Annotated in this window: 19 protein-coding genes; 11 read left to right on the forward strand and 8 right to left on the reverse strand. The window is 57.9% G+C overall.

The annotated features are described in order from the left end of the window. Positions 1-130: 130 nt before the first annotated feature. Entirely contained in the window at positions 131-1,348 is a 1,218-nt protein-coding gene (locus tag CJ255_RS13220; protein ID WP_097644577.1) for a glycosyltransferase family 4 protein, read from the forward strand. Here CJ255_RS13220 and typA read toward each other — a convergent pair. From typA to CJ255_RS13250, 6 genes are all read right to left on the reverse strand, one after another. Continuing rightward, positions 1,293-3,125, reverse strand: a complete 1,833-nt coding sequence (gene typA / locus CJ255_RS13225; protein WP_097644578.1) for a translational GTPase TypA — start codon at positions 3,123-3,125, stop codon at positions 1,293-1,295. The genes CJ255_RS13220 and typA overlap by 56 nt on opposite strands. A 23-nt stretch (positions 3,126-3,148) precedes the next feature. After that, positions 3,149-3,934 carry a dolichyl-phosphate beta-glucosyltransferase gene (locus tag CJ255_RS13230; RefSeq protein WP_097644579.1) on the reverse strand — a complete coding sequence of 262 codons (786 nt, stop codon included), beginning with the start codon at positions 3,932-3,934 and terminating at the stop codon, positions 3,149-3,151. A 12-nt stretch (positions 3,935-3,946) separates the two neighbouring features. Further along, positions 3,947-4,945, reverse strand: coding sequence for a glycosyltransferase family 2 protein (locus CJ255_RS13235; protein WP_097644598.1), 999 nt, complete (start codon positions 4,943-4,945; stop codon positions 3,947-3,949). Between the two features lie 51 nt (positions 4,946-4,996). Beyond that, positions 4,997-5,836 (reverse strand): dTDP-4-dehydrorhamnose reductase, encoded by an 840-nt coding sequence (gene rfbD, locus CJ255_RS13240; RefSeq protein ID WP_097644580.1) that lies wholly within the window; start codon positions 5,834-5,836, stop codon positions 4,997-4,999. 7 nt (positions 5,837-5,843) lie between these two features. Further along, entirely contained in the window at positions 5,844-7,319 is a 1,476-nt protein-coding gene (locus CJ255_RS13245; protein ID WP_097644581.1) for a response regulator, read from the reverse strand. Between the two features lie 94 nt (positions 7,320-7,413). Then, positions 7,414-7,839 carry a hypothetical protein gene (locus CJ255_RS13250; RefSeq protein WP_097644582.1) on the reverse strand — a complete coding sequence of 142 codons (426 nt, stop codon included), beginning with the start codon at positions 7,837-7,839 and terminating at the stop codon, positions 7,414-7,416. A gap of 554 nt (positions 7,840-8,393) precedes the next feature. Between CJ255_RS13250 and CJ255_RS13255 the strand changes: the two genes are divergently transcribed. The 10 genes from CJ255_RS13255 (at position 8,394) to CJ255_RS13300 (ending at position 18,640) form a co-directional block, all read left to right on the forward strand. Beyond that, positions 8,394-9,758, forward strand: coding sequence for a BCD family MFS transporter (locus CJ255_RS13255; protein WP_245863386.1), 1,365 nt, complete (start codon positions 8,394-8,396; stop codon positions 9,756-9,758). 78 nt (positions 9,759-9,836) lie between these two features. After that, positions 9,837-10,310: a 2-vinyl bacteriochlorophyllide hydratase gene (bchF, locus tag CJ255_RS13260; RefSeq protein ID WP_097644583.1), complete on the forward strand. Its 474-nt coding sequence runs from the start codon at positions 9,837-9,839 to the stop codon at positions 10,308-10,310. Positions 10,311-10,332: 22 nt separating this feature from the next. Continuing rightward, complete coding sequence (locus tag CJ255_RS13265; protein ID WP_097644584.1) at positions 10,333-11,307, forward strand: zinc-binding dehydrogenase; 975 nt, start codon at positions 10,333-10,335, stop codon at positions 11,305-11,307. Positions 11,308-11,524: 217 nt separating this feature from the next. Beyond that, positions 11,525-12,745: a chlorophyllide a reductase iron protein subunit X gene (locus CJ255_RS13275; protein WP_165774703.1), complete on the forward strand. Its 1,221-nt coding sequence runs from the start codon at positions 11,525-11,527 to the stop codon at positions 12,743-12,745. 120 nt (positions 12,746-12,865) lie between these two features. Continuing rightward, the gene (locus CJ255_RS23580) at positions 12,866-13,033 is read left to right on the forward strand and encodes a hypothetical protein (protein ID WP_165774704.1); all 168 of its coding nucleotides are present in this window, start codon (positions 12,866-12,868) and stop codon (positions 13,031-13,033) included. Between the two features lie 131 nt (positions 13,034-13,164). Next, positions 13,165-13,362 carry a hypothetical protein gene (locus tag CJ255_RS13280; RefSeq protein WP_097644585.1) on the forward strand — a complete coding sequence of 66 codons (198 nt, stop codon included), beginning with the start codon at positions 13,165-13,167 and terminating at the stop codon, positions 13,360-13,362. A 98-nt stretch (positions 13,363-13,460) separates the two neighbouring features. Further along, entirely contained in the window at positions 13,461-14,564 is a 1,104-nt protein-coding gene (bchI, locus tag CJ255_RS13285; protein ID WP_097644586.1) for a magnesium chelatase ATPase subunit I, read from the forward strand. A gap of 67 nt (positions 14,565-14,631) precedes the next feature. Then, positions 14,632-16,584: a magnesium chelatase ATPase subunit D gene (gene bchD / locus CJ255_RS13290; protein WP_097644602.1), complete on the forward strand. Its 1,953-nt coding sequence runs from the start codon at positions 14,632-14,634 to the stop codon at positions 16,582-16,584. A 613-nt stretch (positions 16,585-17,197) separates the two neighbouring features. Beyond that, positions 17,198-17,431, forward strand: a complete 234-nt coding sequence (locus CJ255_RS13295) for a DUF4926 domain-containing protein (protein ID WP_097644587.1) — start codon at positions 17,198-17,200, stop codon at positions 17,429-17,431. Between the two features lie 6 nt (positions 17,432-17,437). Continuing rightward, positions 17,438-18,640 carry a glycosyltransferase gene (locus tag CJ255_RS13300; RefSeq protein WP_097644588.1) on the forward strand — a complete coding sequence of 401 codons (1,203 nt, stop codon included), beginning with the start codon at positions 17,438-17,440 and terminating at the stop codon, positions 18,638-18,640. 83 nt (positions 18,641-18,723) lie between these two features. Here CJ255_RS13300 and CJ255_RS13305 read toward each other — a convergent pair whose 3' ends face one another. Continuing rightward, complete coding sequence (locus tag CJ255_RS13305; protein ID WP_097644589.1) at positions 18,724-19,701, reverse strand: hypothetical protein; 978 nt, start codon at positions 19,699-19,701, stop codon at positions 18,724-18,726. A 272-nt stretch (positions 19,702-19,973) separates the two neighbouring features. Further along, positions 19,974-20,378 carry a CBS domain-containing protein gene (locus tag CJ255_RS13310; protein ID WP_097644590.1) on the reverse strand — a complete coding sequence of 135 codons (405 nt, stop codon included), beginning with the start codon at positions 20,376-20,378 and terminating at the stop codon, positions 19,974-19,976. Positions 20,379-20,405 lie beyond the last annotated feature (27 nt).

Raw genomic sequence — 20,405 nt, forward strand, 5'->3', positions numbered from 1 at the left:
AGCCAGCCTGTCGAAGCCAGCCTGTCGAAGCCAGCCTGTCGAAGCCAGCCTGTCGAAGCCAGCCTGTCGAAGCCAGCCTTCGGCACTACAGCCCTCTTTCCTATCTCCTGCCTCCTATATCCTAACCCTTATGCACATCACCCTCCTCACCGGCGAATATCCTCCCCAACCAGGCGGGGTGGGAGCCTATACCCAATGTTTGGCCAACGCCCTCGTTGCCCGTGGCCAACGCATCACCGTGCTGACCATCCAGGCCGGTAGTCTGCTCGGCCTAGAGCTTGGCAGCAACGAACCAAGGCTGTGCCTAAAGCTTGGTCAGCAGCTTACTTGGTCGCACCGTTGCTGGCCTGCCATCATCAGTGCCCTCGATCAACTGCAGCCCACATGGCTGCACATCCAATACCAGACCGGCGCCTACGCCATGGCCCCCGGCATCAACCTGCTGCCCTGGCGGCTCCGCAGCTTGGCGGGGCGGCCCCAGCTTGCGGTGACCTTCCATGATCTGCTGGTGCCCTACCTCTGGCCCAAAGCTGGCCCCCTCCGCACATGGGTGAACCAGCGCTTGGCCCACGACGTTGATGCGCTGGTGGTGACCAATGCTGGCGATGCGGCGCAGGTGCAGCAGTGGGTGCCGCGCCCACCGCCTGCACACTATGTCATTCCAATTGGTTCAAATATTGCCGTTGCCCCGCCACCAGGCTATGAGCGGGACGCATGGCGGGCGGCGTTGGGCATAGCACCAGAAGCCTGCTTGGTGGCCTATTTTGGCTTGCTCTCGCCAAGCAAGGGGGCTGAACAGTTGCTGGCGGCCTTGGCTCAACTGGCGCAACCCTGGCACCTACTGCTGATCGGCGGGGCGGCTACAGCCCCCCAAGATGTTGCCTACGCCAACGAGTTGCGTAGGCAAATCAGTGCGTTAGGACTGACAGCGCGGGTACACATCACCGGCCATGTTGACGATAGCTACGTCTCGGCCCACCTCTTGGCCGCCGATGCGGTCGCGCTGCCCTTTCGTGATGGTGCCTCATTCCGGCGCGGCAGCCTGCTGGCGGCGCTGGCCCATGGCTGCCCCGTGGTAACCACCTACCCCCAGCATCCCGCCGACCATCGGCTCCTCACTGATGCAGCGCTGCTCTGCCCGATTGACGATCCCGTTGCACTGCGGAACGCCCTTCAGCGCCTCGCGGCTGATCCCGCCCTACGCCGTAGCTTGACAGCCAAAGGGCGCAACCTCGCCGCCCGTTTCAGTTGGGCGCAGATTGCCGCCGAGCATGAACGCATCTACACTATCACTACGCAAGCGCCAGATCGCGTCGCTTCTTCTCACGACGGCGGTCGTCCGAACTGAGCAACTTCTTGCGAATACGCCAACCCTTGGGTGTCACCTCAACCAACTCGTCATCGCCGATATACTCAATCGCATCATCGAGCGAGAGGCTACGGGCCGCATCGAGGCGAATCACCTCGGCCCCTTTGTTGTTGCGTATGTTGGTGAGGTGCTTCTCTTTGCAGACATTCACCTCAAGATCAACATCGCGGATGTGCTGCCCTACCACCATGCCCTCGTAGACATCTTGGCCCGGCGTGACAAAGAAGGTGCCACGATCCTGCACCTGATTGATGCCATAGGTACTCACCGTGCCACCCTCTGAGGCGATCAGCGAACCGTTTTCGCGCATCTCCATGTCGCCCGCAATCGGCTCATAGCCGTAGAAGAGGCTGTTGAGGATGCCGGTACCCCGCGTTGCCGTGAGGAAGAGCTGGCGGAAACCGAGCAGGCCACGGGTAGGCACCAGATAGACATAGTGAACCGTGCCGTCATCGCGGACATGCATGTCGCGCATCTCCCCTTGACGACGACCCAAGAGTTCGACGACAACCCCTTGGTAATCATTGGCGACTTCAATCTCGACCAACTCCATCGGCTCGAGGCGCGTACCATCAGCCCCTTGCTGGAAGATCACTTCTGGTTTCGAGACCTGAAATTCATAACCTTCACGCCGCATCGTTTCGATCAGAATACCGAGGTGCAATTCACCACGTCCAGCCACCAGAAAAACATCGGCGCTATCGGTATCGGTAACGCGCAACGCAACATCACGCTCGGTCTCTTGGTAGAGCCGTTCGCGCAGTTTCCGCGAGGTTACAAACTGGCCCTCCTTGCCCGCAAAAGGGCTCGTATTGACCCCGAAGGTCATGCGTACCGTCGGCTCTTCAACCTTGATGGTCGGCAGAGCCTCTGGTTGGAGCGCATCGGTAATCGTATCACCAATATTGGCATCACCAATCCCAGCAAGCGCAATGAGATCACCCGCTTGGGCGCTCTCAACCTCTTGGCGTTGCAAGCCATTATAGACAAAGAGTTGGCTCAATTTGGCCGGACTCTGGTTGCCCTCGCGGTCAATCCGTACCAAAGCCTGGCCTTTACTAATCGTACCGCGATAGAGCCGCCCCGTGACAATCTTGCCCTTGTAATCATCGTAGGCACTCGTCGTCACGAGAAACTGCGCGGGGGCTGTGGCATCAACATCAGGTGCTGGAATACGATCAATAATCGCCTCAAAGAGCGGCTCTAGCGAATCGTGCATCTTCAGAGGCGAACGACCAGCATGGCCCGTCAGCGCATTGGTATAAATCGTCGCAAACTCGGCCTGTTCGTCACTGGCCCCCAGATCAACAAAGAGATCGAAGGTTGCATTGACAACCCAATTGGGCCGTGCCTGGGGCCGATCAACCTTATTGACCACCACAATCGCTTGGTGGCCGGCTTGGAGCGCTTTGCGCAGCACAAACTTGGTCTGGGGCATGGGGCCATCCGCCGCATCAACCAGCAGCAGCACCCCATCAACCATGTTCATAACCCGCTCAACCTCACCACCAAAATCGGCGTGACCAGGGGTATCAACAATGTTAATCTTGAAATCTTTATAGCTTACCGCAGTGGTCTTTGAAAGAATAGTAATCCCACGCTCACGCTCAAGCGCATTAGAATCCATCACCCGCGCTTCAACCGCCTGATTCTCACGAAAGATACGGCTCTGCTTGAGCAACGCATCAACCAACGTCGTCTTGCCATGATCAACATGGGCAATGATCGCAATATTACGAATATCGTTACGGCGCATACAACCTCAATTGGGAAATACCACTAATCGACGCTCATCTTGTGGGTAGGCGTTACCTCTGTGCGATACCGCCCCCGCAGATCATTCCAACGTACCTTGAGCACATCACGCAAATTGCGTAACGAATCACGCACCGGATTGACTTTCGTCTCCGTGCCATACTGCCAGTGTACCGGCACTTCACTAATCCGATAGCCTAGCTTGCGGGCTAAAAAGAGCAACTCAACATCATAGGCGGTCACCGCCGCACCCTGCACCACTGGGGCATCATCGCCATAGATACGCACGCGGCGAAAGAGTTCATGGGCCACTTCACGCGGCATAGCCTTAAAGCCACACTGGGTATCACTGATTCCGCGTAGGGCCACAAGGGCAATAATGTAGTTAAAGACCCGGCCCATCACATGGCGATACCAGGGTTCGCCCTCGCGGGTAGCGCCTACCCCTTCACGCGAACCAATCACCACCGCATCGCCCGCACGGAGCCGCGCCTCAAAGCGGGGCCACTCCTCAATCGGCACAGCCAGATCGGCATCACAGAGCAGCACATAGCTGCCTTGCGCTGCCAACGCACCGGCACGCACTGCAAAGCCTTTGCCGCGATGCTCAAGCCGCAACACCTCAACCCCAGGGTAACTCGCTGCAAGTTCTGCGGTACCATCGCTACTCCCGTCATCCACCACCAACACCTCAGCCCCATAGGACTGGGTGTCAAGATAGGCCCGAATGGCCGCTAGGGTTGCTGGTAGACGCCGCGCCTCATTGTAGGCCGGAATGACAATCGAGAGCAGCAACGCATCATTGGACATATGATTCCTTCATCACCTAACGTATCCGTTTTGCAAATACTGTTGCTGGAAATCTAGGCTTGATGAGGGTTTTTCGGGGAGGGCTTCGCCCTCCCCGAACCCCTCCCTCAATAACTTTTGGCGCTTGCGCCAAAAGTGCGGCAAGGCCCGTAAGGCCGCCAGTTGCCCACGCAGCCGCGCCCGTGCTGCTGGCTCCCGCCCATGGCGCAGGCTAGTAAGCATAAAACGAAGTTGTGAAGCCACCAAGCGCGGCCAGTAGCGCCGTGCCAAAGGAGGCGGCATGTTTTTTATCCAAACCAAGGCAAAATTCCGGCCACAATAGTAGCTCGCCAGCGTGCCCCCTCCGGTTGCACTGAGGCGGTGGTAGACCACTGCTGTGGGGACAAAGAGGGTACGCATGCCTCGTCGCCAAGCACGCAGGTTCAGATCCACATCTTCACAGTACATCACCAGATCTTCATCAAACACCTTGCCAGCTTCAGCCAGCGCATCAAGTGCCGTCCTGCGATAGGCCGCCGCCCCAGCACAGGGGCCAAAGACTTCACTGAGCGCATCATACTGCCCGCGATCCTGCTGCCAGACCCCGCGACTCCCTGGTTCACCATCGACCCGGTAGAAATCACCTGCGGAATGTAGGTGGTCGCGCCGATCAAAGAGCCGTAGTTTGCTGGCAGCAAAGGCATAGGCCGGGTAGCGCTCCAAGGCACCAACAAGAGCCGCCAACCAATCGGGTGCGGCCTCGGTATCATTATTGAGCAGTACCACAAATGGCGCGTGTGTTGCCGCCAAGCCCACATTCACCGCCCCGGCCAAGCCACGGTTACGCTCCAAACGCAGAAGTTGGACCTCTGGATAGTGGGCAGCAAGCAACGCTGGTGTTGCATCACTGCCCCCGTCATCCACAACCGTTACCGTGAAGTCCTGACGGGTCTGCTTGCGAAGCGCATCAAGGCAGGTAGGCAGCAATGCAGCGCCATTATAACTGGGAATAATCAGATCGATTTTGGTCATACGCAAGGCTTCGCTCTGTGCTGGCAACCGGCGAAACCCGTTTCGCCCCCTCTACTGCAATTGCTCCAAATAGGCCTCAAGCGCTGCTTCCCATGGTCGTAGCGTGATACCCAGCGCCGCGCCAGCATAATTGGCGAGAGGCGTATAGGGCGGGGGCATACTCGCACGCTGATAATCGGCCAAGCGAATCGGCAACATTGGCAGTGTACCATAACCAGCGAGATCGAGGATCGCCCGTGCAAAGGCGTAACGCGAGGCCAAGCCAGCATTGACGAAATGGTAGGTACCGTAGTGTTCAGTCGCAAGCAATGGCCTGATTGCAGCCGCAACATCAACGCTATAGGTCGGGCTACCAACTTCATCAGCGACCATGCGCACCCCCCCTTCCGGTGGATGCTGCGCTAAACGCAGGACGGTACGCACAAAGTTCTGTTCGCCCCCAAAGAGCCACGCGACACGCACAATATAGAAGCGCTCAAGCAACTCGCGCACGACTACTTCACCCGCCAACTTCGAGCGCCCATAGGCATTAATTGGCCCCGTCTGGTCATATTCCGCATAGGGGCTGGTTGCGTCGCCCGCAAAGACCTCATTGGTACTAATATAGACTAACGGCACGTCTAAGCGACGGCAGGCCAGAGCCACATACTTGGTACCTAATGCATTGATCTGGTAAGCCAAAGCCGGGTCGCGGGCACAACCATCCACATGGGTATGTGCCGCAGGATGGAGCACCAGATCGGCCCCACTGGCCACAATGCGCTCCACTGTATCTGGTGAACCCAACTCGATCTGATCACGATCCAACGGAATGATGGTATGTTCTGGGGCTAGGGCCGCATCCAATGCAAGCCCCAACTGCCCCCCTGCCCCAGTTAGTGCAATACGCATAGAAGTTCTATGTCCTACTCTGAGCTACAAACGGCACCGTCAGGGTCACAACCACCCCCGCAGCATCAGTCCGATTATCGAGGGCACAGCGCCCTCCTACGGCATGGATGATACGCGCCACGAGAGCCAAACCCAAACCCATGCCCTCAACTTGACCTGTGAAGCTACGCTCACTCTGGTAGTAGGGCCGCCACGCCAGGTCAATCTGATCGGGCGGGAGGGGCGTGCCATCATCAATGATCTGGATAACCAGTTGGTGATCTTCGGTTATCTCCATCATGATCGCAAGCTCTGGCGACCGTTCGGGATGAAATTTGACACTATTTTCGATGACTTCACGCAGCACGACTTCAATACTGTGGCGCGTCAAAGCCAGCCGCGTTTCGCCCTGAGTTGCTGGCAGATTCACGCTAAGCTGCGTCACACCAAGATCATTGGCAATCTGTTCACAAAGGGCGGCCACATCATGCAAGGTTGGCCCATCAACGCCATAGATGTCGGCGGGAGGGCGCAGGTAGTGCAAAATATCTTCGATTTCGGAGCGTAAACGACGCGCACTGGAGAGGGCCACGTCGGCAATGCGAAGGATCGCATCACGCTCCATATGGGTCGCCCCACCACTCAAAATATTCAACCCACCAAGAATACCTACCAGTGGCGTCCGCAACTTATGGCCTAGCATCGCATGGAAAGTCCACATCTCACGTTGGGTCGTCACCTGCTCAGTGACATCACGCAAACGCACCACCCGCGCATCATCGCTACTCGCGGGGGGGAGCAATTCAACGCGCAGCCAACGTTCAGCCACATTGCGGCTCTCGGGGCGCACCAAGAAGCGGGGATGCTCATCACTGGCACCATCATTGGGCCAATCATTCCAGTGTTCAGCGGGGGTCAAAGTAAAGCGGCTAGTGGCCAAATGGTAGAACGGCAGATTGGCCGGTGCAGCCGCATCCATGCCCAGAAAGGTGCGGGCCCGTGGGTTGGCATAGCGAATCGTATCGTCCGGCCCTAGCACCAAGATGCCATCTTGACTATGCTCGACCGCCCATGCGAAGCGCTCTTGCTCGGCGGCAAGCCGTTCTTGTTGCTCGTTCAGTTTGCGATAGCGATTGAGCCGCAGCACCGTCGAGACGCGCGCCCGCAATTCGGCATAGTCAAAGGGTTTGGTGATAAACTCATCCGCACCTGCTTCAAAACCTTGAATCCGCGACTCGCGATCATCCAACGCAGTAATCAAAATAACCGGCAAATGTGCCAGTTGGGAATCGGCACGGATGTGCCGACACAGCGTAAACCCATCCATTCCAGGCATCATCACATCAAGCAGCAACAGATCAGGGGGACTGTTGAAGGCCATCGTTAGTGCCATCTGCCCATCTGTTGCACACACGATCGTATGGCCCAGAGGGCGCAACAGATCGGTGAGAATGCTCAAGATCTGCGGGTTATCATCAACAATCAGGATGGTCCCTTGCTCCATATGGGCGCTATGTATAGTGAGTAAATTGCAACAAGCTGTGACAGTATCATAGCACGTCACGCGCCGTGGATGTGTGACAACATGGAGGAAAACGTTAAATTGGTCCCACCCGCCCACGCGCCAACTGGACAATCGTGAGCAACTCTTCGTCCGATGGGCCGCCACCGTTCTGTTCCCACCAGCGACGGTACCAACGCAGATTTTCGACAAAGGCGTTCAAGACCTCATCACGATCCAAGGGCGGTACCTTTTGGCGTAACGCATCCATCGCCTCTTCACGATCACTCTCACTCAATTCATCAATCGACTCGAGAATCCGTTCAGCGCGCAGCAAAAAAAGTTCCCGCTCAATAGTGGGAAAACTATTACCAATCTGCCTGATGTTCCCAAGATAGCAGATAGTTCGCTGACGCGGGACACCGCGCTGATCCCGAAAACTTGCCACCAGGTAGGCATCAAAAAAATTGGTGTCAGCTATCGCGGCATTTTTGTGCCGCCGGATAACCCAGCGCACATACATGGTCAAGCTCCCCTGTGACTCCCGCAAATCCAGCGATGGGTGTCTGGGCATAGGCCATGCGGTAGGGTGTCAGTTCGTAGATGTAGGGTACATAGGCGGCAAGAACCTTGATATTATTGTAGCATGGTTTGACATTTTTTTGAATAAATGCAAGAAAAGTGCGTAGGACTACGCCAACGTTGTTGGGGCTACGCCCCAAATCCGCTTGTTTGCTACCGTTTGGCGGCAAAGCCGCCAAACGGTAGCAAAGTTAAACAAGATACCACTTACCAAAACTACGAAAACACGGCGTAAACGTTGACATTTTGTACTTCTTTTGCACACATTGCGGGCTTTTTTTGGCTATGTTATACTCACATCTATCATAATACGCTGCGTTATTAGCGCCTAACGCCATCAAATTCCTAGTTTTGGGCATGAGGAATGGGTTACAGCTACTTCCGAGATTTGGAATACTTCCCGCGATCCCTCACCCCATCCTGCCCTAGTATTGGTGTAGTTTCTAGTCCGTACTACAGGTTTGGTCACACCTGTGCCAGAAAGGGAGCGCTACTATGATGGGGGTTCTGCGCCTCGTGATCTTAACCCTTCGCCTTGCGATCAGTCGTTTTGGTGCTGGTTGGATGTTCGCGCTGCTCACCTTCAACTTCAACCGGGTCGCAATTGCCGACATTCACCCCGGCGCGATTGCTATCGTCGTCACTTCGCTGCTCGGTCTGCACCAGTTCATTTCGTTTACTCAGGTCTACTGGGGACGACTGGCTGATCGCAACCCGATCTGGGGCTATCGGCGTACCCCCTATATCATCCTGAGTTCACTTGGTGCCTCGCTGGTCTTCCTCTTCTTGCCCTATATCGCCATTGGCCTTGGTCAGCGCGAAGCTTTTGCTATGGTTGAAGCCTATGCCCTGATCATCTTCTTTGGCCTGATGATGGCGATGAACGGGAGCTCCTCCAATTCGCTGATTGCTGAAGTGACCGATGAGAAGACGCGGGGCATGGTGGTTTCGGTCGTCTGGGCGATGATCATCTTGAGTGGCATTATCTCCGCAGGGGTCTCGCGGGTGATTATGCCGGTCTATACCCACGAGGCGATGGTGCAGCTCTACAATCTCACCCCATGGGTGGTGATGATTACGACCCTGATTGGTATTTTGGGCATTGAGCGGCGCGTGACCAAGGAGGAGCATGCCAGGCTCTTGGCCGCACAGCCCAAAGAGAACGATTCGCCTCTGGGAACCTTCCGGGTTGCGCGTAGCCTGATGCGTACCAATCGCCAAGTGCGCGGCTTCGCCCTCTTTGTTCTGCTCGCCATTATGGGTATCTTCCTGCAAGATGCCATCCTTGAACCCTTTGGCGCTCAGGTCTTTGGCAAACCACAGGCCGAAACCGCAGCCTACCAGCAGTATTGGGGCGCTGGGGCTCTGCTGAGTATGCTTACGATTGGGATTATCTCCAGCATCTTCCCCATTGCCAAGAAGACGATTGCAACCATTGGTAGCTTTGCCATTGCTGGTAGCTTGGCCGTGATCTCTGTCGCTGGCTTTACCTATCAACCCGAATTGATGAACCCCGCGCTCTTTGTGATGGGGCTGGGGATTGGCTTCTTCAATGTGGGTGCGCTCTCGATGATGATGGAGATGACCGTTGAGGGCCAGACGGGGCTCTATATGGGCATCTGGGGGATGGCCCAGGGTCTTGGTAATGGCTTTGCCAATATCTTTAGTGGTGGCTTGGTGACGGGCTTGATCCAGACCAACCTGCTCTCGGCTTCCGTGGGCTATAGCCTCATCTTTGCCTTCGAGGCGGTCGTGATGGTGATGGCGATTGGCATCCTGCGGGGCATTAGTGTCCAAGAGTTCAAAGGTCTCTCGCAAAACGATATTGGTACCGTCTTGGCTATGGAGACGGCTAACTAGAGCCGGCTGAAGCCGGCACTCCAACGCCAGCCTGTAGACTTTCAGAGAACCTTTAAGCTAAACCTAGAAGATACGCCCATGAATTACACACCTGAACAACTACGTCGCCGCGAAGCTTCAAAGTGGACGCGGGTGCAGATTATTCTGGCTCCGATCCAGTTTCTGGTCTTCATCATTAGCTTCGCCCTTGTGATTCGCTACTTGGCTACTGGCGAAGGTTATTGGATTACGACCATCAGCATCTGGCTCAAGATTGCCCTGATTTGGGCGCTGACCATCACCGGGATGTTGTGGGAGTATGACATGTTCGACCACTACTTCATGGCGAAGGAGTTCTTCTGGGAGGACGTGGGAAATCTGATTGCGATCATTACCCACAACCTCTACTTCATCGCCGTTTGGATGGGGGCTAGCACCGAAACGGTGATGTGGGTGATGGTCTTTGCCTATGTGACCTACCTCTTCAATGCTGGTCAGTTTCTCTATCGAGGAGTTCATTCGTATCGCCAGCGCCAAACGCTCAAGAAGCAGGCGCTCACCAGTAGTCAATAATCGCTAGAAAGCGCTGGCCCGTATGCCGATTAAATCACGGGCGGTGGTCATTCCCCGCCGCAACACGGTTGAGTTGCGAACGGTTCAAGTCCTTGAGCCGCGGGCAAATGATGTGTTGGTGCGTACCGCTTTTACTTCGATTAGCGCCGGTACCGAGCGGATGCTGCTCGATGGGCGTATGCCCCATCCCGCCCTGCTCTTCCCGGTTGTGCCTGGCTATGAGACGGTCGGCCAGGTGGTGGAAGTGGGCACCCGTGCTCCCCAAGACCTACTTGGACAGTGGGTCTATGTCGGGGGCGCACGCTGCTTCCGGGGCGTGAATCCCGCTTGGGGCGGGCAGAGTGAGTTTATTAGTGCCGAGGCGGAACGGGTCATTCCCTTAGGATCTATCGATCCCGCTACTGGCGTGGTGCTTGCCCTCGCCGCTACGGCGCTCCATGGCGTCAATGTGGCCCAAATTCGGCGCAGCGACCGTGTGCTTGTCTTGGGCCAGGGCATTGTGGGCCAACTGGCGGCACGCATCGCACGCATCCAAGGGGCGCAACATGTTGCGGTCGCTGATCGCGTCAGTGCCCGCCTGAGTACGGCGCAGGCCGATCAGGTCATTGATGTCACCCACGAGTCGCTTGATGAGGCCATTAGTGATGCCAATATCAATGTCATCATGGAGGCCACTGGCTCGATGACCGCCCTCGCGGGTGCCCTGCCGCTCCTGGCGAACCACGGTCGCGTGGTGCTGCTCGGGTACTACGATACGATCAATGTTCCCTATGCGCCCCTCTTTATGCGCGAAGCCCAAATCCTCGTGGCCCGCGAGTGGAAGTTTGGGATTGATGGCGATCTGCCACAGGTGCGCGATCTGATCGCCGCGCAAGAGTTGGACGTTACGGGTCTGCTTACCCACCGCGTTCCCCTTGATCGCATCCAGGCCGCCTATCGCCTCGCCTTTGAGGATCCGAGTTGCCTCAAGCTGATCATTGAGTGGCCCCAGGATTGAGGATGCGAAGACGCGAAGACGCGAAGACGCGGAGACGCGAAGACGCGGAGACGCGGAGACGCGGAGACGCGGAGACGCGGAGACGCGAAGACGCGGAGACGCGAAGACGCGGAGACGCGAAGACGCGGAGACGCGGAGACGCGGAGACGCGGAGACGCGAAGACGCGGAGACACTCGCCACTCGCCTCCTCTCTGAACACTAGAAAGCAATACCACCATGCCTTCATATTCCACGCCAACCACGGCACGCATGCTGGCGGTCTATGGCAAAGGTGGCATGGGCAAGTCCTTCTTTACGACCAATCTGGTTAGTAAGTTGGCTCTGCTTGATAAGCGGGTGATGCAGTTGGGCTGCGATCCGAAGCACGATAGCTGCAATGCACTCTTTGGTGGCGTCAGTCTGCCGACCTTGGGTGATGTCTGGCGCCGTTTTAAGGAGGAGGGGCGCGAAGAGGCGCTGCAAGCTCAGGATGTCATCTTTAAGACCCAGATTATGGGCCAGACTACGGTCTATGGCTGTGAGATCGGTGGGCCGGAGGTGGGCCGTGGCTGCGGCGGGCGCGGGATTACCTTTGGCTTTGATCTGCTGGAAAAGCTTGGCCTGAGCCAGTGGGCACTCGATTTTGTGGTGATGGACTTTTTGGGCGATGTGGTCTGTGGTGGCTTTGCAACGCCACTTTCGCGCTCGTTGGCCGAAGAGGTGATTATTCTCTGTGGCAACGACCGCCAAAGCCTCTATGCGGCCAATAATATCGCCAGTGCCGCTAAGTATTTTGCCAGTATGGGCGGGCAGACGCGGCTCGTTGGCTTGGTGGTCAACCGCGACGATGGCTCTGGTGTGGCCGCCCGCTTTGCCCAACGGGTCAATCTGCCGATCTTGGCCAGCCTGCCCCTCGATCGCAAGGTGCGCGAGTTGGCCGATGCATGCCAATTGGCGCTCAGTGAACCCGCCTTCGATGCCCTCTTTGAGCGCCTAGCGCAGCAGGTAATCAGCCGAACAACCCCGCCTGTGGCTATGGCCGACGTGTGTCCTTTGGAATACCAGGAATTTCTGAGCATCTTTGGTGCGGTTGAACCCGACCAAGTCCCAGCAGGCGCGAGTGCGAGTGAGTTGCTTGGTGGACGCCAGGCCCCCCGGAGGCCGATCAGTCTTGATCTGAACCTACGCCAACAGGCCGTTGGGGTGCAGCCTGAGGTGGATGCAAGCATGCGCCGCATTATGGGCCGCATGCTCGATGAGTTGGGTCTCTATGTCACCGAAGCAAACCGCGACCCTAAAAAGGGCATGACGCTCACGATTGACGGCAATACCACCATCTGCCTTGGCGATGAAGTTGATCTTGAAAGCAAGTTTGCCATCCTCGCCGCGCTCAAGCAATCGGGTGAAGCCTATTGTTATGTAGACCTACGACGCCCCGCGAGTCCCTTTTATCGTTAGGGGATGGTTTCAGGTCACTATACCGTTTGCGCCATTAGGTAGTGCCGACTTTAGTCGGCTGAGGTCGCCGACAACCCCCGGATGCCGACTAAAGTCGGCACTACGACGGCTAGGAAGATAATGAGACTAAAGCTGCCATCCAAGATCGCAACAACCGACTATGTCGTGGCCCCGTGGCACTTGCGGCTGCGCTGGTGGTGTGCCGCACGCTTCTGGTGTTGGTGCAAAAGCTTTGAGGAGTTGCAGATTGACACCCCTGATCAGGCCAATCCGCTGTGGCGGAAGTAGTGTAACAGTCGGAAACAACTGCCTGTGGTATAATTGAAGTAAACAAGATTATATCAAAACCCTAGAGCTGCGGGGGGTGAGTACCGCGTGTGGTGTCGCTCACAACCGCAATACATGATAGGAGCAGGGTCATGCCAGTAGGTCTTGGTGAGGCTACCGAGATGATCGGCCCCTTTGCACCAGTGCTGGTCTGTTGGGCGAGTCTGATCGTCACGGTAATCGCGTTGTGTCTGACGTTTTTCTGGACGAACATCACGGCTTTTGCGCGGATTACCCGTCAGGGGCGCAAGCCAACAGCCGGATCCGTGGTTAAACGCTCGATCCGTTAGGCGAGAGCGTTAGGAGCAGTGCGGGGAGAATTGATACGGCGGGGCTTTGCCCTACACCGTGCGCTTCTCCTCGCTATATATTGGTAAGAGACGTGCCCATGGCAACTGAGACTGTCCAATCCGAGCCGTCATCGAAGAATGGTCTTTCCACTACTACCTCTAGTCCCGTGCCCCCATTCCCCTTTACCGCAATTGTCGGTCAAGCCGAATTGAAGCTGGCGCTCCTCCTCTGTGTGGTCAATCCCTCCATCGGTGGGGTGATGGTGATGGGCCATCGCGGTACCGCGAAGTCTACCGCTGTCCGTGCGCTGGCCGATATGCTGCCACCGATTAAGGCGGTACAGGGTTGCGCCTATTCCTGTGCGCCTGATCGCACCGCTGGGATCTGTGACCACTGCCCGTCGGCGGCTGGGGGCGAGAGTAAGCCCGCAAAGCGGGCGGTGACTGTCACGATTCCTGTGCCGGTGGTTGACCTGCCGCTCGGTGCTACGGAGGATCGTGTCTGTGGTACGCTCGATATTGAACGTGCCCTGACTCAAGGCGTCCAAGCCTTTGCCCCCGGCCTTTTGGCGCGGGCCAATCGGGGCTTCCTCTACATTGACGAGGTGAACCTGCTTGAAGATCACCTGGTTGATGTGCTGCTTGACGTAGCCGCCAGTGGCACCAATGTGGTAGAACGCGAAGGCATTAGTGTGCGCCACCCGGCCCGCTTTGTGCTAGTTGGCTCCGGTAACCCCGAAGAGGGCGACCTGCGTCCGCAGTTGCTCGACCGCTTTGGCCTGCATGCGCGCATCACGACGATTACCGATGTGCAGGAGCGGGTTGAGATTGTGAAGCGGCGACGGGCCTATGATGCCGATCCGGTTGGCTTTATGGCCTCCTGCGATAAGGATACGGCCAAGCTGCAACGCAAGATCAAGAGCGCCCAGAAACGTCTACCTGAAGTGGTACTTCCCGACCAGGTGCTCTACAAGATCGCTGAACTCTGTGTGAAGCTCGAGATTGATGGCCACCGTGGCGAACTGACACTCAGCCGTGCTGCTACGTCGCTCGCTGCGTTTGAAGGCCATAACGAAGTGCGCCTAGAGGATGTCCGCCGCATTGCAATTCTGGCCCTGCGCCATCGCCTGCGGAAAGACCCCCTCGAAACCCAGGATGATGCGGTGCGCATCGAGCGTGCGGTTGAAGAGGTATTGGTCTAGTTGGAAGGAAAGCTAGTCTGTGAGCAAAGCAGCCGTAGCCGCAGCTCCCCGTTCAAAAGCGCACGTCATGCCCTTCTCTGCACTGGTTGGGCTTGATGCCGCCCGTCAAGCACTCCTGCTCCTAGCGGTAGACCCCGAATTGGGTGGGGTGGTCATCGCAGCAGGGGTTGGGACTGGTAAGAGTACGCTGGTGCGTTCCTTTGCCCGTCTGCTCGATGAGCAGATCTTTGTTGAGTTGCCCGTCGGTGTCACTGAGGATCGACTCTTGGGGGGGCTTGATCTTGAGGCGACCCTGAACCGTGGTGAGCGCGTCCACCGTAGTGGGGTGATGGCGCGTTCGCACGGTGGCTTGCTCTATGCCGATGGGGTGAATCTGCTTGATGATAGTACGGTGAACCACCTGCTCTCGGCGGTTGATAGTGGGGTGGTGCGGGTTGAACGCGAAGGGCTCAGTGTGGTTGAACCCGCCGACTTTGCCCTGATTGCTACCTATGACCCAGCGGAAGGGCCGCCGCGCCGCCACCTGATGGATCGCGTGGGCCTGATTGTGGCCCCTCTGGCCCACGCGCCCGCCCCGGCCCGCGCTGAGGTGGTGCGCCGTAACCTGGATCGTGACCGCGAAGAGCAGCGTGCCAACCTTTCACGGCGCCGGCGCAAACGAACCGATGAGGCGCTTGAGGTGGGGGCCAATCTGAACCTGGAGGCGATAGCAGCCTTTGATGATGAAGATGCCCTGCTCAAGGCGATGATCTTCGCGGCGCGTGAAGCCTTGCCCGATGTAACCATTGATGACGCCCGCGTTATCCAGATCATTCAGGCTGCCCTCGCCCTGGGCGTAGAGGGCCAGCGCGCCGACATCTTTGCCACCCGTGCGGCCTTGGCCTCGGCGGCGCTGGCCGGGCGCGATGAGGTCGCCGATGAGGATCTCGAACGGGCCGTGCGCTTTGTGCTGCTGCCCCGTGCAACCCGCGCCCCCCAACTGGAGGAGCCGCAACCGCCTGAGGATCCGCCGCCCCCCGAAGAGCCGCCGCCCCCCGATCAGGAAGAGCAGCAGCAGGACGATCAGGACGACGATGAGGAGAAACCACCTCCGCCGCCTGAGGAGTTGACCGTAGAGGATCTGATCCTCTCGGCCCTCGATTCTGAAGTGCCTCCCGATGTGCTTGAGACGCCCTTCACCATTCGGCGGAGTGGGCGCAGTGGTTCGCGGGGAGCAACCTCCGGGCTGCGGGGGCGGCACATTCGCTCGATCCCCGGCATGCCTGCCCAGGGGCGTCTTGATGTGGTGGCAACGCTACGGGCTGCGGCACCCTGGCAGCCGATGCGCCGCGCCGAGGCGGAAAAGTTGCCCCGTGTCCATGCCGCCCCGGCGCTACGCCACATCCGCCTCAAGGCCGATGACCTGCATATCAAGAAATATCGCAGCAAGGCCGGGACGCTCTTCTGCTTCTTGGTGGATGCCAGTGGCTCGATGGCGCTGCACCGTATGCGCCAAGCGAAGGGCGCGGTCAACGCGCTGCTACAACAAGCCTATGTCCACCGCGATCAGGTGGCGCTACTGGCCTTCCGGGGTGAGCAGGCCGAAATGCTGCTGCCCCCCTCGCAGAGCGTAGAGTTGGCCAAGCGCGCCCTTGATGTGCTACCCACCGGCGGCGGGACTCCCCTAGCGGCTGCATTGCTCACCGCCTACCAAGTGGCCGAGCAGGCCCGTTCACGGGGCATCTACCGCACCACGCTGGTATTGATCACCGATGGTCGCCCCAATGTACCGCTCCGCCCCGACCCGGAACACGATAAGCAGCAGCGCCTCGATACGGCGCGCCACGAAGTACAGACACTCAGTGCGCGTCTGCGGGCGGCTGGGATCGGTGCAGTGGTGATTGACACCCAACGCAGCTTTGTCAGTCGTGGCGAAGCCCAACAACTGGCGGGCTGGCTCGGTGGGCGCTACGTCTACTTGCCCCAAGGCCGTGGCGAACAGATCGCCCAAGCGGTGATTGATGCGAGTTCGGCGGAGTAGAGGGGGCGGAGGGAACAGAGAACAGGGGAACAGAGAACAGAGAACAGAGAACAGGGGAACAGAGAACAGAGAACAGGGGAACAGCTTTAGGGAAGCAGAAACTTCTAAGTATCCCAACAGCCTGTCATGCTGAGCGCAGCGAAGCATCTCTCTGTTACCCGCAGCAGACCCTTCGCTTCGCTCAGGGTGACAAAGCCACGGGGTAATCAACATTATCCGCTTCCCTTACCGTTGGAGTGCCGACGTTAGTCGGCATCCAGGGGGTTAGCGGCGACCTCAGCCGACTAACGTCGGCAGTATCTGTTCAGACTTGGGGTAAAACATCCGCCTGGGAGCGCGGGCGTCTCGCCCGCAATGGCATGGATGCGGGCGAGACGCCCGCGCTCCTAGGAGAAGTGTGAATAATTACAGTCGGCACTACCTACAACACAAACGGTAACGTGTCCTGAAACCGTCCCTAACAAAACTTGTTAGCGCGAACAAGCTTGGGCTTGCCTACGCGCCGGAGCGCGGGCGTCTCGCCCGCATGCGGGCGGGACGCCCGCGCTCCCAGGTTCGGCCCAGTCCCGGGGCACGGCATTGCCGTGCCCCCGTTTAGGGAAGGATTTGCATCATGGTACAAGAGCTTGATCTTGTTGTCTTAACAAAAGACATTCATGAATATGGATTAGAAAGAGGGGATATTGGAACAGTTGTACACATTTATCAGGATAGAAAAAATTATGAGGTTGAGTTCGTGACTTCTGAAGGCGCAACGATAGCTGTGTTGACCTTATCTGAGCATGATATTCGCTCACGAGCGTCGCGTGAAATTTTGCATGTGCGAGAAGTAGCAACCGTTGGTTAAAGCACCATGATCGCCTACATCGCCTACCCCACCAGCCTTACGCTGCAATCGGCGAATGCGCTGCAGACCTACACAACGTTGCGGGAGCTGCGGGCGCGTCGCCCCGATACGGTAGCAATCATCCCGCGTTGGGGCCGCGAGCCGAGCCGCTTTGCTGAGGTGGGGGCGCTGCACATGCCGCGCCCTGCGATTGGTAAGCTCTCGCGGCTCTATAAGAGTACGCTGCTCTACTATTTGGAGCATACGGCCTTTGCCTTTATGACGGCGGCGGTACTCGCACCGCGCCGCCATGAGGTGGAAGCCGTCTATGTGCGCCAGGTGATCTGCGCGGCGTGGTGGGCGGGGCTGTTGGGGCCGCGCTTGGGCCTGCCGGTGATCTATGAGGCGCATGATCTGGAGACGCACAACCCTTCGCGGGCCAAAGAGCCATGGGCCACCGGACTGCTGCACCTGATTGATCGCGTAGCCCTGACGCGGGCGACGAGGGTCGTTTCGCTCACCGACGACTTTCGGCAGCTCTTGGGGGCCATTGGTTGGCGTGCGCCCCACGAGGTCGCCGTCATTCCCGATGCGTATGACGATCATGTCTTTGCCCCCGCTGATCAGCGGGCGGCGCGTGAGGCGTTGGGCTTGCCCTTAGAGGCACCAATCGTGGCCTACGCAGGCATGACCTTTGCCCACCGCTGGCTCGATGGCCTCGTAGCGGCGGTGGCGCAGATGCAGGCGCAACGGCCCAACTTGACACTAGTGCTCCTCGGCGGGCGCGACGGCGAGCGGGCCGCTTTGCGTCAGCAGGCAGAGGCGCTGGGCATGCCGGTTACCGAGCAGGCGCAGGGCGCCACGGCGGGCAGTTGCATCCTCTTGGCCCCACGGCCCCAAGCGGAGGTGGTGCGCTACCTCGTTGCGGCTGATGTGCTGGCCATTCCCGACACGGTGACTGACGTAACCGCCTCGCCCCTGAAGCTATTTGAATATTTAGCACTAGGCCAGCCCTTAGTAATGCCAAATATTCCAGCGTTGCACGAGATTGTACCAGGCGAACTCTGCTACCCCTTTGCGCGCCGCGATTTCGCGGGGCTCGTGGCGGCCCTCGCGGCGGCCTTGGCCGAACATGGTACAGCGCAGAGTGTAGCGCGGCGCAGCTTGGCAGCAGAGCACACCTACGGGCAGCGGGCCGAACGGATTTTGGGGTTGGTAGAATCGAAATAAACACTATGTAAAGCTGTGTGGGCGGGCGAACAGAGTTCGCCCGCCCACACAGCTTATTGGCTATCCTACTTCAACAAATGCTATTAATTCCCATCTCCAGGCCAGAGATCGAAGGCAGCAACAGCGCGCTGTCCACTCGTTTGGCCATAGGCCGAGAAGTAGTGGCGACCAGCCGCCAATGGTGGGAGGAAGATGTCTTCGGCGAAGGTGCCATCAACGGTGATACCTTGGAAGAGGCTGAGTACGACACCATCGGGGAGGGTAAGCCAGAGGCTGACCGTTTCACCGGGCAAGAAGCCAGTGCCAATCAGGGTGGCGTAATCGAGTTGGCGTGCCGCATCGGGGATCACCGTGAGGGTAGCAGCCCCAGGCAGGGCTCCGAGGTAATCACCACGACGCAGGTTGAAGGTGCCAATGCCGGTGCGGTGGCTGCTGTTACCATGGGCGGTGTAGTGGTAGAGACCTTCGGGGTCAAGCCGACCAAAGCAGAGTTCATCCATGAAAGTGCCACCAGGCGAAGCGGTAATGCGGCCTACATCCTCGATCTCATTAGCTGGGAAGCGGATCCAGACCGAGATGCGCTCGTTGGGGCTGTAGCCACTGCCACTGAAGAGGAAGCACTGGCCTTGGGGGCGCTGCACCATGTCTACATTAATCTCAACGCCCGGGCTTGGCTCGTAGCCACGACCAATCGTTAACTCGAACTGCGTAATGGCAAGGCGCTGCGAGCGATTGCCACGGGCACTAAAGGAATGGACACCTGTCGGGAAACTGGAACTAACAAAAAGGGGAGTTTCCAGAATACCGGTGCTGCCAACACGTACATCGCCCAACCGAAGTACCGAAGCATCGGGCTGGGTTAGCCATAGCGAAACAACTTCACGCGGCTCAAAACCTGCTAACGTTAAGGTAACAACACTGTTCTGCGGAGCAATGGCTGGAGTGATGCTGAGACTCGCTCCCTGGGCTTGGACTGGGATGGGAAGTACTGCGAGAAGACCAGCGAACAGAAGCAAAGCCATAGCGACGACAAGACGCCCGAACCGTTGCATTGGGTTCATAAGACTTTTCGCTCCTTGTTTCAATGCTCACACCCTCACGCACAACCATTGTGCGTAATTAGGAAAGGGTGCATTCCGGCTTTGAGAAACAGCAGCTAGAGCAGGACAGCCAATGCCATTATACCTTAATTTCTCTCATTTTGGCGGCTTTGCTGCCAAAATGAGAGATGTGTAATGGGAAAGGGTGCGCGAGGGAACTAGGTTCCCTCGCGCACCCTTACACCCAAAATCAAATGAACTAACGATGTGGTGTGGGGCTTACCCCACAACAACTAATCTTCACCATAGGCGCGTGTTTCGCTCATGAAATCGGCGAAGGCGCGGAAGATGTCGCTCTCGGTGATAATCCCTACAATGACATTGGACTCATCAATCACGGGGAGGCTACCAAAGTGGTGGCGGGCCATCAGGGCGGAGGCTTCACCAATCGGCGTTTCGGGGTTGACGGTTACCACATCACGAGCCATTACTTCCGTGACCTCCATCCCAGCGTGGAGATGACGCGAAGCAGCCAAGAGCAGGTCGCGTTCGGCAAGAATACCGACAACGTGTCCGCTAGAGTCAACAACGGGCAGGTGGCGGAGACGGTGGTACTGCATAATTCCAAGGGCCGACAGTGCGCTGGACTCGGGTTCAATCGTTACTGGGTGGGCACTCATCCGATCGCGGACCAGCATGGTCTCGCTCCTTTCTGAAGGTGAGGC

Origin of the sequence: Candidatus Viridilinea mediisalina (assembly GCF_002532535.1) — a bacterium.
Classification (GTDB): Bacteria; Chloroflexota; Chloroflexia; order Chloroflexales; family Chloroflexaceae; genus Viridilinea; species Viridilinea mediisalina.